The organism is Pedobacter sp. ISL-64, from assembly GCF_018613605.1.
Classification (GTDB): Bacteria; Bacteroidota; Bacteroidia; order Sphingobacteriales; family Sphingobacteriaceae; genus Pedobacter.
Genome location: NZ_JAGGPU010000010.1, coordinates 299,048 through 315,679, shown reverse-complemented (window position 1 = coordinate 315,679; position 16,632 = coordinate 299,048). Strand labels below are relative to the sequence as shown.

General features: G+C 40.3%; 12 protein-coding genes. 4 read left to right on the top strand and 8 right to left on the bottom strand.

What is annotated here, in order from left to right; all coding sequences use genetic code 11:
• Positions 1 to 2: 2 nt before the first annotated feature.
• The 4 genes from J7E57_RS15505 (at position 3) to J7E57_RS15490 (ending at position 5,482) form a co-directional block, all read left to right on the top strand.
• Positions 3 to 1,847 (top strand): RagB/SusD family nutrient uptake outer membrane protein, encoded by a 1,845-nt coding sequence (locus J7E57_RS15505; protein ID WP_215165719.1) that lies wholly within the window; start codon positions 3 to 5, stop codon positions 1,845 to 1,847.
• Positions 1,848 to 1,860: 13 nt separating this feature from the next.
• Complete coding sequence (locus J7E57_RS15500) at positions 1,861 to 3,510, top strand: fibronectin type III domain-containing protein (RefSeq protein ID WP_215165712.1); 1,650 nt, start codon at positions 1,861 to 1,863, stop codon at positions 3,508 to 3,510.
• Between the two features lie 198 nt (positions 3,511 to 3,708).
• Complete coding sequence (locus J7E57_RS15495; protein WP_215165703.1) at positions 3,709 to 4,725, top strand: pectinesterase family protein; 1,017 nt, start codon at positions 3,709 to 3,711, stop codon at positions 4,723 to 4,725.
• 16 nt (positions 4,726 to 4,741) lie between these two features.
• Positions 4,742 to 5,482: a rhamnogalacturonan acetylesterase gene (locus J7E57_RS15490; protein WP_215165702.1), complete on the top strand. Its 741-nt coding sequence runs from the start codon at positions 4,742 to 4,744 to the stop codon at positions 5,480 to 5,482.
• A 249-nt stretch (positions 5,483 to 5,731) separates the two neighbouring features.
• Here the strand turns inward: J7E57_RS15490 and J7E57_RS15485 are convergent, their stop codons facing one another.
• The 8 genes from J7E57_RS15485 to pelA form a co-directional block, all read right to left on the bottom strand.
• Positions 5,732 to 7,357, bottom strand: a complete 1,626-nt coding sequence (locus tag J7E57_RS15485) for an NADP-dependent glyceraldehyde-3-phosphate dehydrogenase (protein ID WP_215165700.1) — start codon at positions 7,355 to 7,357, stop codon at positions 5,732 to 5,734.
• 117 nt (positions 7,358 to 7,474) lie between these two features.
• Positions 7,475 to 8,914, bottom strand: coding sequence for an MFS transporter (locus J7E57_RS15480; RefSeq protein ID WP_215165697.1), 1,440 nt, complete (start codon positions 8,912 to 8,914; stop codon positions 7,475 to 7,477).
• A gap of 20 nt (positions 8,915 to 8,934) precedes the next feature.
• Positions 8,935 to 9,597 carry a bifunctional 4-hydroxy-2-oxoglutarate aldolase/2-dehydro-3-deoxy-phosphogluconate aldolase gene (locus J7E57_RS15475; protein ID WP_193419254.1) on the bottom strand — a complete coding sequence of 221 codons (663 nt, stop codon included), beginning with the start codon at positions 9,595 to 9,597 and terminating at the stop codon, positions 8,935 to 8,937.
• The gene (locus J7E57_RS15470; protein WP_215165695.1) at positions 9,590 to 10,645 is read right to left on the bottom strand and encodes a sugar kinase; all 1,056 of its coding nucleotides are present in this window, start codon (positions 10,643 to 10,645) and stop codon (positions 9,590 to 9,592) included. Before J7E57_RS15470 ends, J7E57_RS15475 begins: the two co-directional genes overlap by 8 nt.
• Positions 10,646 to 10,759: 114 nt before the next feature.
• The gene (gene uxaC / locus J7E57_RS15465; protein ID WP_215165684.1) at positions 10,760 to 12,160 is read right to left on the bottom strand and encodes a glucuronate isomerase; all 1,401 of its coding nucleotides are present in this window, start codon (positions 12,158 to 12,160) and stop codon (positions 10,760 to 10,762) included.
• Positions 12,161 to 12,343: 183 nt separating this feature from the next.
• Positions 12,344 to 13,990 (bottom strand): UxaA family hydrolase, encoded by a 1,647-nt coding sequence (locus J7E57_RS15460; RefSeq protein WP_215165682.1) that lies wholly within the window; start codon positions 13,988 to 13,990, stop codon positions 12,344 to 12,346.
• Position 13,991: 1 nt separating this feature from the next.
• The gene (locus tag J7E57_RS15455; RefSeq protein WP_215165674.1) at positions 13,992 to 15,503 is read right to left on the bottom strand and encodes a tagaturonate reductase; all 1,512 of its coding nucleotides are present in this window, start codon (positions 15,501 to 15,503) and stop codon (positions 13,992 to 13,994) included.
• A gap of 112 nt (positions 15,504 to 15,615) precedes the next feature.
• Positions 15,616 to 16,629 (bottom strand): pectate lyase, encoded by a 1,014-nt coding sequence (gene pelA, locus J7E57_RS15450; protein WP_215165672.1) that lies wholly within the window; start codon positions 16,627 to 16,629, stop codon positions 15,616 to 15,618.
• Positions 16,630 to 16,632 lie beyond the last annotated feature (3 nt).

Here is a 16,632-nt window from a genome sequence, read left to right as displayed (position 1 = left end):
AAATGAACAATAAATTTATAAAATCGGCTTTAATGGTAATTGCTGTTGGAGCATTGAGCATAACTACTTCCTGTAAAAAATATTTAGATGTACAATCGCCATCTACTTCCAGTCCGGATGTTGTTTTTGAAAGTACAGCAAACACCAATGCAGCAATTATTGCGGTTTACAACCGTCTTTGCGGTGATAATGGTTACGGAAGCCGCATATCTACACTATTTGGTTTAACCGCCGATGATTTTAAAACCTCGGGAAGTTATAGTTCTTCCGATCGCAGGGGGATTAGCATGTACGGTGCGAGTTCAGACAATACCGATCTGATCAACCCATTTTTACAATTATATGCGGGCGTAGAGCGGGCCAACATCTGCATCAAATTTATCCCGGCCTCTAGTCTTTATACCAATGGTTCTGAGGCTGACAAAACGATTATGAAGCGCTATTATGGTGAAGCTTTAACATTAAGAGCACAATTTCTTTATGAATTGATCCGTAACTGGGGTGATGTTCCTGCGTCTTTCGTGCCTTCTGCAGATGCCGAAACATTGTATGGCCCAAATGTAGACCGCAATAAAACCTATGATCGGATCATCGCAGATTTAAAAATGGCTGAGGACCTGGTGCCATGGAGAAGTGGAATCACAGAATATGGCAGTTTCCGTTATACCAAAGGTGCAATTAAAGGCTTAAGAGCCCGTATTGCTTTAGCCAGAGGCGGTTATTCGCTAAGGTCGGCCAACCATACTATGGAACGCAGTGCTGATTACTTAACTTATTATAAAATTGCTTTTGATGAGTGTTTGGACATTATGAACCACCGTTCGGAGCATAACCTGAATCCTGTTTATGAAAATGTATTTAAGACCTTGCACACCACAACCCGCTATGATGACGCCCACGAGCTGATGTTTGAAGTGGCTGCTTTTGGCGGCAACGCTTCTACCGATAGCAAATTAGGTTATTATAACGGTATCCGTTTTAACTCCGCATCTACTTTTGGTTCAGGCGGCGGCGGGATGAATGCTATTCCTACTTACTTTTATGAATTTGATGTCACCAAAGACTGCCGCAGGGATGTAACCATCGGCGTTTTCGAAATTACCGCAACATCAAAGAAAATTATCAATACCCTGTTTAACATGACGGATGGAAAATTCCGCAAATCATGGACAACTTTTAACAACTCTTCTGCTGCTCAAACTTTCGGGGTAAACTGGCCAATGTTACGTTTTGCGGATATACTGTTAATGTATGCAGAGGCTGATAATGAAATTAACGGAGCACCATCTGCTACCGCCGTTAATGCCTTGCAGGAAGTACAGAAACGTGCCTATGCTGGTTTTGAAGGTCAAATCCCCGTAACACCAATGGATAAAAATGGCTTTTTTACTGCTATTGTGAAAGAAAGGTTGTTGGAATTTGGAGGAGAGGGCATCCGCAAATATGATTTAATCCGCTGGAATTTATTAGGCAGTAAATTTGAAGAAACACGCACTAAAATACGTGCTTTGATTGCAGGAACGGGCGATTATACCAGTGTACCAAATTACGTTTATGCCAAAGAGGGGAATTACCTGTTGGGAACGAGCGTAAACGAAGTAGCCACACTCGATCTCTATGGTGGTGTACCAAATAATGTGTTTGCCTCACCAGGATTAAACACTTCAACAGCACCGAGCGGATATACCACTAAAAACTGGAGAAAGGCTGTTACAGAAGAAAACTCCATAACCAGCACTTCTACGGGAATTGCTTTTTACTTCGAAGCAAATAAAAAGGAACTTTTCCCATATCCTAAAACAACATTGATCGAAAATCCGAGTATGGCTCAAAACTTTGGTTATTAACTAGATATTAATTATGAAAACATTTATAAATAAATTGGGGGTTAAATTCGTTGTTTTATTATTGATGGTTGTAGCAATTTCTTCCTGTAAAAAGGAAGAAGATGTTCCAACAGAACCAGCACGGATATTTAAGCCAAGCGATGTAAAAATTACCGCTGGCGAAACTTCAGCGAAATTAACCTGGACAGTTCCTTTAATGTCGACTGGAAAAACCTTTAAATACAGTATCGATTTCTCAACAGATTCGCTGTTTGCTACTGTAAATTACACCACTACAGCAGATACGGCCGGTGTAACGGTAACTGAAGAGAATTTAGCGGTAAGAACCAAATATTATGCAAGGGTTAAAGCCAGTGCAACTGAAAGCCAGCCTGAATCGAAATATATACGTAGCAGCGTTTTTCAGTTAACCGGGATTCAACTTTTTACGGCCATCAGAGATAATGAAATTAAAGAGAATAACGTTACACTGCGTTATACCCCAGCCGTTGGGTTAACATCCATTGTTTTAACCCCTGAAAGCGGAACGGCAACCACGATAACCCTGAGTACCACTGATGCCTCGGCAGGATTAAAAGCCATAACAGGATTAACAGCAGGAACAAAATATACCGCCGAACTATTTGCAGGAACGAAAAGCAAAGGAATTGCCACTTTTACTACCCTTGCTCCAACTACCTATACGGTAAAATTAAATCCTGGTGATGACCTGGCTGCTGCGATTACTTCAGTCGCGAATGGTGCTATTATTGGTTTAAATCCGGGTACTTATAATATAACGGCTGTATCAACATTTATTACACAAAAAACCATCACTATAAAATCTACCTCAGGCAACCCAACCGATACTAAGGTAAATTATAAGGAAATTGATTTAGAGGGTACTGGGGCAGGCGTAACGCTTTCGGGTATTGAATTTGATGGAACAGCCAGTGCATCGCTTTATTTCCTTAATTTTATTGGCACACAGGCAGCCAATGGTGCAGCAGCAACTTTTACCAATGTAGTGGTAGATAATTGTATTGCACATGGCTCTGTAACATCGTTTTTAAGAGGTGATAGAGGCACGGCCGCCCGTGATTTTAAAATCACAAACATTACGGTTAATAACTCGATTGTTTATGACATGGGCTTAAATGGTTCATCTGCCTATTATACTTTCCATGTAAATAAAATGCAGTTTAACACGCTTACCATATCCAAATCTACTTTTTACAACGCAGGCCCCGGCCTGGTTACAGCGAGCACCACTTATGCAGGAGATGTTATCCCAACAGTTGCGATCACCAATTCGACCTTTAATGGCTTTGGTGGCAATGCCAAGTACGCCCTGTTAGATGCGAATGCCAATCCGATCAATTTTACCATTTTGAACAGCATTTTTGCAAATACACCAAAATCGGGTACGGTTAACGCTGCTGCCATTAGGGGCACAGGTGCAGGAAGTACATTGAAGATTTCGAACAGTAATTACTTCAACCTGTTCAGCGCCCTAACCGGCGGAACAGCACTAACCTTTGGAACATCAACTTTAGCAAGTAATCAATCTATCAATACCGGCTGGACAGCCACAACAACTGATTTCACTATAGCTGTTGGTTCGCCTTTAAGAAGTGCAGGAAGCACCGGTGGTCCGATCGGCGATCCGAGGTGGACATACTAACAAAAATATAGGGCAGGTTTTAATCTGCCCTTTTTTAATGAATTTTATGCAGGGTTGGTATTTAATAGGTTCCAAATAAGAATCGTCCTCTCGACCGGAGCATCGCGAAGTGGAGAGATCTGCCTCGATAGATCTCTCTTGAATAATGACAATCCAGGAGTTGTTAATTAAAATTAAATTCAGATCTTAACTGACCAAATGACAAGAATATCCTACTTCAAGCTGATCACGCTACTCCTCTTCAATATATCCTTTCTTTATCTCCATGCCCAGGATCTCAAATATCCTTCAGAAATAATTGTTGCGCAGGATGGCAGTGGAAATTACAAAACCATTCAGGAGGCTGTTAATTCGGTGAGGGATTTAGGCGAGAAAGCAGTTAAAATTCATGTTAAAAACGGAACCTATAAAGAGAAGCTGATTATTCCTTCTTGGAAGATCAAAATCTCTATAATTGGAGAGGATACTGAAAATACCGTCATCACCTTTGATGATTATTCAGGAAAATCCAATGCATCAGGTAAGGACGTTTTTGGCAATGCTAAATTCAGCACTTATACCTCATTCACAGTACTTGTTCAGGGAAGTGATACCCAGTTGGAAAATTTAACCATTATCAATTCATCTGGAAGAGTTGGACAGGCGGTAGCCTTACATGTAGAAGGCGATCGTTTTAAAGCAAAAAACTGCAGATTTTTGGGCAATCAGGATACGCTGTATGCCGCGATCGAAAATAGCCGGCAATACTATCAGGATTGTTATATTGAAGGTACAACCGATTTTATTTTCGGCAAGGCTACGGTAGTCTTTCAAAATTGTACAATCAAAAATCTAAGCGATTCTTATATTACCGCAGCTTCAACTTCAGCGACGCAAAAGTTTGGGTTTGTTTTTATAAATTGTACGCTCATTGCAGATGAAACTGTAACAAAAGCTTATCTCGGCAGACCATGGAGGCCTTATGCAAAAACGGTATTCATTAGCTGCGATCTGGGGAAACATATTTTGCCTGAAGGTTGGAATCCATGGAAAGGTGATCTGATGTTCCCTAATAAGGAATTGACCGTTTTTTATGCAGAATATAAAAGTAAGGGCGAAGGCGCGTTACCTAAAACGAGGTTAGCCTGGACAAAACAATTAACAGATAAAGAGGCAAAAAAATATACTTTAAAAAATATATTAGGTGGAACGGATCAATGGAATCCAGCTAAATAAAATAACTGATAAAAACATGAACAAGAATTTCTTTAAAATTTTGGCGGCAGGAATAATAGCCATTTTATTTTCTTTTACATTCATTCCAAAGAAAACAAAACTCTATATCATTGGCGACTCTACCGCAGCAAATAAAGAAGAAAAAGCGTATCCAGAAACAGGCTGGGGCATGGCATTACAATCTTATTTTAAGGCTGATGTTACCGTTGATAACCGGGCTTTAAACGGAAGGAGTACAAAATCTTTCAGGGCAGAGAAACGCTGGGACCCAATATTGGCCGAGTTAAACCCAGGCGATTATGTTTTTATCGAATTCGGGCATAACGATGAGAAAGTTGATAAACCAGCTGTCGGTGTATCCTTAGCAGATTTCAAGATCAATCTGGTTAATTATGTAAAAGAAACCAGAAGTAAAAAAGCTTTCCCTGTTTTATTGACACCAATCTCCCGCAGAAGTTTCAAGAACGGGGTTTTACTCGATTCTCATGGAGATTACCCTCGGATTACCCGCCAGGTTGCTGATTCTTTAGGTGTTCCTTTAATTGATATGCTGGTTAAAACCGAAAGTTTATTAAACCGCTTAGGTGAAGAGCCATCCATTAAATTATTCAATTACGTTGATTCTGGAAATGTGAACTACCCAAATGGCAAGAAAGATAATACACATTTAAGTCCAGAAGGTGCTAAACAAATTGCCGGTTTAGTGGTGAAAGGGATTAAAGAGCTAAAGTTAAGCTTGGTGAAGAGCTTGAAGTAAAGTTTTTTGGTACGTTGGTTAGCCACAAACCTTGAGCGTGAATACCAGATTCCACTAGAAAGGTCGTCATCTCGACTGAAGCGCAGCGGATTGGAGAGATCTGCCAGCGATAGATTTAGCTTCGCTGAGCACTCCGTGGTTCTCGACTGCGTTGCACTCCGCTCGAAATGACGACCAGTGTACAAAACAAAAAGCCGCAAATTCAGAGATTTTAATCTGTGAATCTGCGGCTTAGTTTTTATAATTTATTTAAAAAATATATTTCGTACTTAAAAAGTTCGAATCATCGCCTTTAACAATTTCGTTCAATAACTTTTTATTATCATCTGTAAATTTGGTTGCCACCAATGAACGGATCGAGAACGAGCGCAATGCATCCACTACAGAAAGTGTTCCTTCAGCACTGTCTTTACGACCAGTAAAAGGGAAAGCATCTGGTCCTCGCTGACATTGGCAGTTAATGTTCACACGACTTACCTGGTTAACCAAAGGATCGATTAATGACGAAATTACCGCAGCATTATTACTAAAAATACTCACCTGCTGGCCGTGTGGCGAGCCAATTAAATATTCGATAGGTTCTTCCAGATCATCAAACGGAACAACAGGAACAATCGGCCCAAACTGCTCTTCGCGGTATAGTTTCATATTGCTGTTTACCGGATACATAATGGCTGGATAAACAAAAGTTTCTAAGGTTTGCCCACCATTTTTATTGATCACTTTAGCGCCGTGCGAAACTGCATCATCAATACATTCTTTTAAGTATTCAGGTTTGTTCAGCTCGGGCAGCGGTGTAAGGTTTACGCCTTTCTCCCAAGGCATACCAAATTTCAGTTTCTCTACTTCGGCAGATAAACGTTTCAAAAACTCCTGAGCTAAACTGCGGTGAACATAAACGATTTTAATCGCAGTACAACGCTGTCCGTTAAAAGAAAGCGAACCTAGAACCGTTTCAGAAACCGCTAAATCAAGATTGGCATCTTTAGTAATGATTGCAGCGTTTTTAGCATCCAAACCTAAAATCGCCCTTAAACGGTTTACTTTAGGGTGCAGTTTTTTCAGTTCGTTGGCTACTTTACTAGATCCGATTAAGGTAAGCACATTAATTTTTCCCGATTTCATTAGTCCCGGCACAATGGTATTGCCACGGCCATAAATGGTATTTACAACACCTTTAGGGAAGCTGGAACGGAAAGCCTCCAATAAAGGATAGTGCAATAAGGTACCATGCTTAGGTGGTTTGAATAAAAGCGTATTACCCATAATCAAAGCCGGGATAAGCGTAGTAAAAGTCTCGTTTAACGGATAGTTGAACGGCCCCATACAAAGCACCACACCCAGCGGAGAACGGCGTACCTGGGCAACAATTCCCTGCTCAATTTCAAAACGTGACGATTGCCTGTCGATATCCTTTAGTGCATCGATAGTGGCATAGATATACTCAACCGTACGGTCGAATTCTTTAACCGAATCGGCATAAGATTTACCGATCTCCCACATAATCAATTTCGCAACAATTTCTTTTTGCTCAATCATTTTGTGGGTGAAGTTTTCTACGCAAGTAATCCGATCGGCAACGCTCATGGTCGGCCATTGTCCACGGCCATTATCATAAGCGGCTACAGCTGCATCTAAAGCTTCTGTCGACTCTTTTTCTGTACAAACAGGGAAACTACCAATACGCTTTCGTTTTAAGCCTGCGGGGGTTTTTACGCATACCGGAGAAAACACTTCATTAAATGGTCCATTCCATGGTTTCATCTCTCCATTTGAAAGAAACTCTTTTTGATTGATTTCTTCCTTGAGCCTAAATTCATCTGGAATCTGGCTCTCTTCAACGAAAATACTTTCGAGGTTTAGCGATGTACTCAATTTGAGGTTGTTGTTAGGGTTAAATTAATGTTAAGTCTATAGTTTAAGTATAGATTTATTGTTGTAAAAAGACCGGGTATGAGGATTGTTTATGCTCCTTAAACCTCAGCCTTTAATTTATTTTAGTTCGATAACTTTATATTTTGGCACTAAGGTTTTCATTACAGTCCAGCCGATGAGGTAACATACCGCACAGATAGAGAAGATAATAAAATAACCTGCTTCTTCACCTTTAAAACCCATAAAAACAACGTGGTTTTTACCAGTATAATCAAACAATACGCCAGAGCCTTTATTGATAATAAACGCACCGATACCACCAGCCATACCACCGATGCCTGTAATGGTTGCGATAGCTTTTTTAGGGAACATATCGCCAACAGTAGAAAATATATTGGCCGACCACGCCTGGTGAGCCGCACCTGCAATACCGATAATAATTACGGGTATCCAATAGGTAATGTGTCCCAAAGGCTGTGCAGCTAAGGCTAATAGTGGAAAAAATGCAAAAATTAACATGGCTCTCATTCTGCCTTCGTAAGGGTTCATCCCTTTTTTATCAACGAAATAGGTTGGTAACCATCCACCGATAATGGACAGTAAGGTAATCATGTAGAGTACAAATAATGGGAGGGCGCTTTGGGTAGAATCCATTCCATAAACCGATTTAAGGTAGGCGGGTGTCCAGAACAAAAAGAACCACCACACTCCATCGGTCATAAATTTACCAAAAGCAAAAGCCCAGGTCTGTTTGTATTTAAAACAATCGATAAATGAAACTTTCTCTGTAGTTTCTTCAACATAATCGGCTAATTTACGGTCATTGATCACATCCTGCTGAATATAAGCCAATTCTTCCGGGCTAACTCTTTTATGCAACTCTGGTTTGTTATACACAAACACCCATAATCCCATCCATATAAAACCCAGTGCACCGATAATGATGAACGACATTTCCCATCCATAAGCTTTGGCAATGAAAGGAATAGTGATGGGGGCAGCAAGTGCACCAACAGTAGCACCAGCATTGAAAATACTGGTTGCAAATGCCCTGTCTTTTTTAGGGAAATACTCGGCTGTGGCTTTAATCGCTGCAGGAAAATTTCCTGCCTCTCCAACAGCCAATACAAAACGGGCAAAAATAAACAGGGTAACACTTACCGAAACAATTAACCCGGTATCGTTAACACGGGCAATAACTTCTTTAGCACCCTCAAATCCTACAAACCAGTTTCCATTGATGATCCCAGCTGTGGCGATACCACAGAAGGCATGTAAACAAGCTCCAACAGACCAAACGCCTATTGCCCATAAGAAGCCTTTTTTGGTATCTAGCTTATCAACCAAACGACCTGCAAAAAGCATCGATATTGCATAGAAAATAGAGAACAGGGCAGTAATATTTCCATAATCATTATTATCCCAATGAAATTCTGGTTTAATAAAATCTGTCCAGGTTAACGAAAGTACCTGCCTGTCTAAATAATTTATGGTTGTAGCTAGAAATAACAGCAAACATATGGTCCATCTGTATTTGCTTGTTTTGGGTTGGTTCATTTGGTTAGGGTGTGTTAAATTTATTTGCTCTGCTGAATTAAGTCAAGCGCTAGTTTTGTATTGTCGAATAACTCCTCGTAAAGACCTTTGCTCATCACATCTTTACTGATTAATTTGCTGCCCATACCTACGGCACAAACGCCTGATTTAAACCAGGTTTTTAGGTTGTCGGCATTAATTTCTACGCCACCAGTTGGCATAAACAGCTGTCCGGCGAAAAGATCTTTAATCGATGAAATAAATTCAGGGCCTAAAATATTGGCAGGGAAAATTTTGATCAACATGGCTTTGTGCTCTTGAGCGACACTGATTTCGGTCGGCGTCATACATCCAGGGATCCAAAGCATACCAATTTTATTTGCAATTTCGGCAACTGCCGGATTTACAATCGGTGCCACAATAAAATCTGTTCCGGCTTCGATAAATGCATTTGCATCGGCAGGAGTTTTAATCGTTCCAATTCCCAAATAAAGATCGGGCATTTCAGCATCACGGATTTCTTTCAACTTTTTAAAGTTCGGCAGGGCCGATTTACCTCGGTTGGTATATTCAAAAACGCGAACGCCGGCTTTATACAAAGTGCGTAATATTTCTACGCTACCCGATTCGCTATCCTGGTAAAAAAGGGGTAACATGCCCTGCTCTAAAATGGCATCTAAAATTTTGTGCTTGTTGCTAATCATTGCGTATTATTCTTTTTTCTATATCGGCTACAGTACTGGTTGTAGCATCGCTTGGAATGTATAATTTATCGTATGCTGCTGCGGTGGCAAAATTTAAGGTTTCTTTGGCCGATAATTGGTTGTAAAAGCCATAAATCAGACCGGCCATAAAACAATCGCCACTACCTACCTTATCTAAAATTTCCTCTGAAACATATTCCTCAGAAACTGTTAATTCGTCAGTAGTATAAATGGCAGTATAATACCTGATACCCTTGCCATGATCGAACCTAAAGGTATTTGCAACCGCCTTGCAAGACGGAAACAAACTTAATATTTCTTTAGAAGTATCTGTTGCCTGTTGCAGTAACGTTTCCTTTGCATAACCCTCAGTTGGTGTTAAATCTTCGTGAAGTGCAGTGCCCAACATTTTATTGGCGGCCCACACATTGCCCATAATCAGCGTGCAATATTGAGCCAGTTCGGGCAACACATCAATCGGATCTTTACCGTATTTCCAAAGTTTGGCACGATAGTTTAAATCAAGCGAAATGGTAATATTTTTCGCACTTGCCACTTTTAAAGCTTCTAAGCAAACATCAGCAATAGATTGATTTATTGCCGGGCAAATGGCGCTGAAATGAAACCAGCTCACACCTTCAAAAACTTCATCCCAGTTAATTTGGCCAACTTTTAAACCGGCATAGGCCGAATTTGCCCTATCGTAAATTACGCCTGCATTTTTAAGGTCTTTCCCTTTCGGAAGATAGTATAACCCCAAACGTTCGCCATGATAAACCATTGGTGTGGTATCAATGTTCCGTGCATCGAGATAATCTACAATCTCTCTGGTTACCGAATTATCAGGCACAGCCGATAAATAGGCCGATGGTACGTTCCAAAGTGCCAGTGCAGTAGCTACATTCAGCTCAGCACCACCCACGTAAAACGGCAGTTTGTTTTCTTTTAACCATTGGCCGTCCATATCAGGACAGATGCGCAAAAGTATTTCACCAAAGCTTAAAACTTTTTCTCCTTTTTTTGATGAAGCGAATATTTGGGTGCTCATTTTTGTATCTAATCGGCGTATTTCATGCTGTTTTCTGCAACGGTATGAAAATGGAAGGAAAACGATTGAAATGATTTGATTCCAACGAAATACCTCTTTAAAGCCCTATTTTGGTTAAAATTTAAAGTAATTTTTTGCGTTAAAGTACGAAATATCCTGAACAATTTTGCCAACCCACTCCAAGTCGTTCGGCAATTCGCCATTCTCAATGTCTTCGCCAAACAGGTTACAAACAATTCTTCTAAAATATTCGTGGCGAGGGAAAGAAAGAAAACTTCTCGAATCGGTAAGCATCCCTACCAAACGGCTTAAAAGCCCCATGTTCGATAACGCATTTAATTGTTTAATCATACCATCCTTTTGGTCTAAAAACCACCATGCCGAACCAAATTGCACTTTACCCGCAACCGAACCGTCGTTAAAGTTTCCGATCATTGTTGCAATTAATTCATTATCAGCAGGATTAAGGTTATAAATAATGGTCTTTGCCAGTTTATCCTGATTATCCAAACGGTTTAAGAATTTAGAAAGCATTCTGGCCTGACTAAAATCGCCGATAGAATCCCAGCCGGTATCAGGACCTAACTGCCTTAACATCCGGGCATTGTTGTTACGCAATGCACCCAGGTGATATTGTTGCACCCAACCTTTTTCGTGATCCCATTCTGCAAAATAAATCAGCATGGCCGATTTAAATTTCAGGTTCTCCTCGTAAGAAATATGTTGTTTACTGCGGATTTTGTCGAAAATTGATGCAATTTCTGCTTCTGTATAATCTTCAGCATAAATCTGCTCTAAACCATGGTCAGAAACTGAGCAGCCATTTGCCGCAAAGTAATCGTGACGGCTTTTTAAAGCATCGATATAATCCTGAAAGCTACTGATTGTTTTATCTACAACACTTTCCAATTTGTCAATATATTCATTTAAACCTTCAATATCGTCACTGTTCATCGCTTTATCCGGGCGGAAGGCAGGCAACATTTTAAAGTTTGCGCCTTCTCTTGCCAATTGTTGGTGATAGTTTAAGCTATCCAAAGGATCATCGGTAGTACAAACGGCTTCTACATTCATTTTGGCTAGCAAACCACGTACAGAATATTCAGGTGTCTGCAATTTTGCAGAACATTCGTCGAAAATTTTCTGCGCAGTTTTGCCAGAAAGCAGATCGGTAATGCCGAAATAACGCTGAAGTTCCAGATGTGTCCAGTGGTATAAAGGATTACGTAAAGTATAGGGAACAGTTTCTGCCCATTTCTCAAATTTTTCATAGTCAGACCCTACACCTGTAATGTATTTTTCATCAACACCGTTGGCACGCATGGCTCTCCATTTGTAATGATCGCCGGCAAGCCAAACCTGGCTGATGTTTGCAAACTGAGTGTTATTGGCAATCTGCTCCGGAATAAGGTGATTATGGTAGTCGATAATCGGCAATGATTTTGCAAAATTGTGATAAAGCTTTTCAGCAGTTTTGCTTTGCAAAAGAAAATTTTCGTCTAAAAAAGGTTTCATGCTATGTGATTTGAGATAAGAGATTTGAGCTGATCAAACCGCTTATCTATTCATTTTTTATTTATCCCTGGTCTGTGTCCTCACAGATCGGAACTCAATTTATGTTTTATCTATTGCGGTCTGTGAGGACACAGACCACGGAATTTGACTTAGCATCCAAGACGCAGGACTTCAGACTATGGACTAAAGACTTACGCCCCTTTTCCATGGAATAAAATCATCCTGATTAAGCAACACAGCTTTAGGTATTACTTCGCCACTGGCTGCTTTAATGCAATATTCCAAAATATCTTCTCCCATTTCTTCAATGGTTTTTTCGCCTTCAATTACCGGTCCGCAGTTGATGTCGATAATATCGCCCATGCGTTTGGTTAATGCATTATTGGTTGAAACTTTGATGGTTGGACAAACCGGGTTTCCGGTTGGTGTTCCTAAACCTGTGGTAAACAAAATCAAGGTAGCTCCAGCTGCTGCTTTGCCTGTAGTGGCCTCAACATCATTTCCGGGAGTGCAAACTAAGTTTAATCCTGGTTTTGTAGCAGGCTCAGTATAATCCAAAACATCTTCTACTGGTGATGTTCCACCTTTTTTGGCCGCGCCGGTACTCTTAATGGCATCGGTAATCAAACCATCTTTGATATTTCCAGGTGACGGATTCATGAAAAATCCAGAACCAACATTTTCTGCAGATTGATTGTAAGCAGTCATCAATTGGATGAATTTACGCGCTGCAGTTTCGTCTTTTGTACGGTCGATTAACTGTTGTTCTGCGCCGCAAAGCTCAGGAAACTCAGCAAGAAGTACAGTGCCACCTAAAGCCACCAATAAATCGGAGGTATAACCTACTGCCGGATTAGCGCTGATTCCACTAAACCCATCACTACCACCACATTTAACCCCTAAAACCAGTTTACTTAAGGGGGCAGGCTGGCGTTCGATCTTATTGATTTCGGTTAAGCCGATAAAAGTTTTCCTGATGGCTTCTTTAACCAGTTGTTCTTCGCTCTGCGATTGTTGTTGCTCAAAAATGAACAAAGGTTTATCAAAATTTGGACTACGGTGTTTTAAATCGTCCATAAAATCTTTCACCTGTAAATTCTGGCAGCCTAAGCTCAATACGGTTACGCCCGCAACGTTAGGATGATCGGCATAAGCAGCCAATAATTTACTTAACACAGCAGCATCCTGACGGGTACCACCACAACCACCCTGATGATTTAAGAATTTAATACCATCTACATTTTTAAAAACACGGTTGGTCGATGGATTTGCAATTCCAATTGAGCTTGGATCAGCTTCTTCCAAAATTTCGCCATTTTTATAAGCCTCAACCAATTGGTGGGCATAAGATTTGTATTTATCGGTTACGGCGTAACCCAATTCGTTGTGCAAGGCTTCACGGATCACATCCAGATTACGGTTTTCGCAAAAAACGGTTGGAATAAACAACCAGTAATTTGCAGTTCCAACGCGGCCATCACTACGGATATAACCGTTAAAGGTCCGGCCTTCAAATTTAGAAACATCAGGTGCATGCCATTCGTAATGGTAAGGGCGGAACTCGTAAGGATCTGATGCATGTTTAGTGTTTTCAGTATCCATTAAGCCGCCTTTTAGGATGAAATGCTGCGCTTTCCCCACCAGCACACCGTACATAATGATGTGATCGCCTGCATTCATATCCTGCATAAAAAATTTATGCTTAGCCTGGATATCATCCTGTAAAATATATTCCTGCCCATCGTAAATAACGGTTTCGCCTTTTGCCAGATTTTGCAGGGCAACAAGTACATTATCGTTAGGATGGATTTTTAAAATTCTCGTAACCATTTTAAATTGTTCTTTCTGAATGCAAGTTACTTAAAGTTTCTTTTGCACCTTTATTTTGTAATAAATCAACGTAAGATTTTACGGCCTCGTTAAAGCCGGGATAGTTATTCAAGTTTTTATCCCAAAGACGCCTGTCGCCAAGGGTATTATCTACAACCGTTTCTGGATTCTTCCAGTATTCGTATAAAATCTCTGCAAATTCATCCTGTACCGGATAGGTTTTTCCATTTGCGCTGGCCGTGTAGGTATCGCCATCTTTGTTTACATTCATAAAAAGAATATAAGCAGCAACCCCTAATGCCGTAAGTTGAGGAACTTCATTTTTTAAAGCATAATATCCTCTAATGAGTGGCATGTTACGCATCTGCATCTTTGAAGTGAAGTTTAGTGTAATGGCCTGCCATTGGTGTTCTAAAGCAGGATTGCTGAAACGATCGATCACACTTTCTGCAAAAGCAATTGCCTCATCATAAGTAATATCTTCATTTACCACAACCGGTGCAATTTCATCTTTCATCAATTTTAACACATTGGCAGAGAAATCTTTATTCGCCATAGCCTCTTTTACGGTATTAAAACCTGCTAAAATGGCTAATCCACAACTGATGGTGTGTGTACCGTTAAGCAAACGAAGTTTTAATTCTTTAAATTTATCGATCGATGGGACAATAACAACGCCTTTATCAGCCATTGCAAATGATAAAATTTCTTTAACCTTTTCACTCGCTGATTCGATCGCCCAAAGCCTGAAAGGCTCGGCCATGATCATGAGTTCATCTTCGTAACCCAGTTCACTTTCAATCGCTTTTTGTTCGGCCTCTGGAAGTTTTCCAGGCACAATTCTATCCACCAAAGTTTTGCAGAAATAATTGGCCGTTTTTAACCAGTTTTCGAAATCCCAACCTAATTTGTTCTGGATGGCAAGATCCAATAAGATTTCTTTCAGTTTATCGGCATTATCACTGATTAATTCTGTCGGTACGATCACCATTCCGCTTTCGGCGGACCCGTTAAAAGCTTTATACCTTTCGTGCAAGAAAGCCAATAATTTTCCAGGGTACGATTGTGGTGGGTTATCGGTAATTTTATCTTCACTTTTAACAATCCCAACTTCAGTCGTATTCGAAATTACAACCTGCATTTCTGGCTGGTGGGCAGCCTTCAAAATTTCGGCCCAATCTTGCGAAGCCGATAAAACACGGCTGATTGAAGCGTTGATTGAATTTTCTTCTACATTAATACCATCTTCGATACCTTTTACACAAAGCGTGTATAAATTATCCTGTTTCGAAAATGCATCGGCACCACCTTTTGAAGTAGATTTGACTACTAAAATACGCCCATTAAAAATACCTTTCTGGTTGGCCTTATCAATAAAATAATCTGGCAAACCACGTAATAAAACACCTGTTCCAAACTGAATTATTTTTTCTGGTAAAGCCAAAATTTCGGTGCTTGGTTTGGTAACCTTGTCGCCGTTAATGTTTGCTAAATTTTCTTTGTTTAAAATCATATCCTTGCGATTTCCGTCATTGCGAGGAACGAAGCAATCTTAAAACGGTAGAAATTCCCACCCATAGTAGTAAGATCGCTTCGTGCCTCGCAATGGCGATTTTTATAATTATTTATTTCCCATTCGTGCTTAACCACTTCGGGTATTCCTTTTCAATTAATTTCTGTCCCCAGTTGCCATACCAGGCATAACCGTTTCGCCGCTCAGGACTTAACTCTTCCAATTTTGTTTTAATGGTATTGTCGCGATCGCCGAAAATTGGGGTGTTTTTCTCTATATCGTAAAAACGGGCCCAAGCCATGCTGGTGTTATCGGCAACCAAAGCTGAAATATTTTTGTTCCGATCGAAACGGTAACCAGCTATTTTATAGGTATCGAACCATTTCACTGCTGCGGCAACTGCATTTTTTACTTCTGGTGATGGGTTTTTAAGCCTCATCAGGAAACGGACAATACCTGCCGATTCACTTGTGCTTAACGAAGCCGGCTCAAATGCTCTTGCTTTTGCGGGCAACATCGAGTCTTTATCGTATTGCGCAGCCCAGATGGTTAACGTTCCATTCTGTTTTACCTGTGTTTTGATAATACAATCGATACCTTTTACAATGGCTTTCTCTGCTTTTTTGATATAAGCTGGATTCACGACGTCAAAATCATTTTTCTGTGTAACAATATCCTGTAAGATATTAAGCACATTAATCATTGCATCATCATTGTAAGTAATTTCTGAACGGTACAAAGTTTTATCAGGATAATACTGAGGCCAGCCACCATTGGCATATTGAGCGGATAAAATATAATCTAATCCTTTTTCAGCTGCCGTTAAATAAGCCTTGTTTTGTGTTTTTTTATACGCTTGAATGAGGTATACCACTTCTCTGCTGGTGGCCCTATTATCGAATGTAGCATGCAGATCTTTGGTGGCTTTTATCCTGGCCAAAAGCTCAGGTGTTAAGGTTGCACCATAGTTAACCACACTTTTATCTTCTAACTGCTTAGGCCAACCACCATTGCCAAGTTGATATACAAGCATTTTTTCTGCGGTAGAATCATTAGGCTGCTGCGCATAACAAGATAGCATTAAGCTTATACAGATCAGGGTTAACAATATTTTTATTTTCATCATTTC

What these genes read in the sequence shown, in the direction of transcription:
- J7E57_RS15495 (WP_215165703.1), top strand. Translation starts at nt 3,709, where the DNA reads ATGACAAGAATATCCTACTTCAAGCTGATCACGCTACTCCTCTTCAAT.
- J7E57_RS15505 (WP_215165719.1), top strand. Translation starts at nt 3, where the DNA reads ATGAACAATAAATTTATAAAATCGGCTTTAATGGTAATTGCTGTTGGA.
- uxaC (WP_215165684.1), bottom strand. Translation starts at nt 12,160, where the DNA reads ATGAAACCTTTTTTAGACGAAAATTTTCTTTTGCAAAGCAAAACTGCT.
- J7E57_RS15490 (WP_215165702.1), top strand. Translation starts at nt 4,742, where the DNA reads ATGAACAAGAATTTCTTTAAAATTTTGGCGGCAGGAATAATAGCCATT.
- J7E57_RS15470 (WP_215165695.1), bottom strand. Translation starts at nt 10,645, where the DNA reads ATGAGCACCCAAATATTCGCTTCATCAAAAAAAGGAGAAAAAGTTTTA.
- J7E57_RS15480 (WP_215165697.1), bottom strand. Translation starts at nt 8,914, where the DNA reads ATGAACCAACCCAAAACAAGCAAATACAGATGGACCATATGTTTGCTG.
- J7E57_RS15475 (WP_193419254.1), bottom strand. Translation starts at nt 9,597, where the DNA reads ATGATTAGCAACAAGCACAAAATTTTAGATGCCATTTTAGAGCAGGGC.
- J7E57_RS15460 (WP_215165682.1), bottom strand. Translation starts at nt 13,990, where the DNA reads ATGGTTACGAGAATTTTAAAAATCCATCCTAACGATAATGTACTTGTT.
- J7E57_RS15455 (WP_215165674.1), bottom strand. Translation starts at nt 15,503, where the DNA reads ATGATTTTAAACAAAGAAAATTTAGCAAACATTAACGGCGACAAGGTT.
- pelA (WP_215165672.1), bottom strand. Translation starts at nt 16,629, where the DNA reads ATGATGAAAATAAAAATATTGTTAACCCTGATCTGTATAAGCTTAATG.
- J7E57_RS15500 (WP_215165712.1), top strand. Translation starts at nt 1,861, where the DNA reads ATGAAAACATTTATAAATAAATTGGGGGTTAAATTCGTTGTTTTATTA.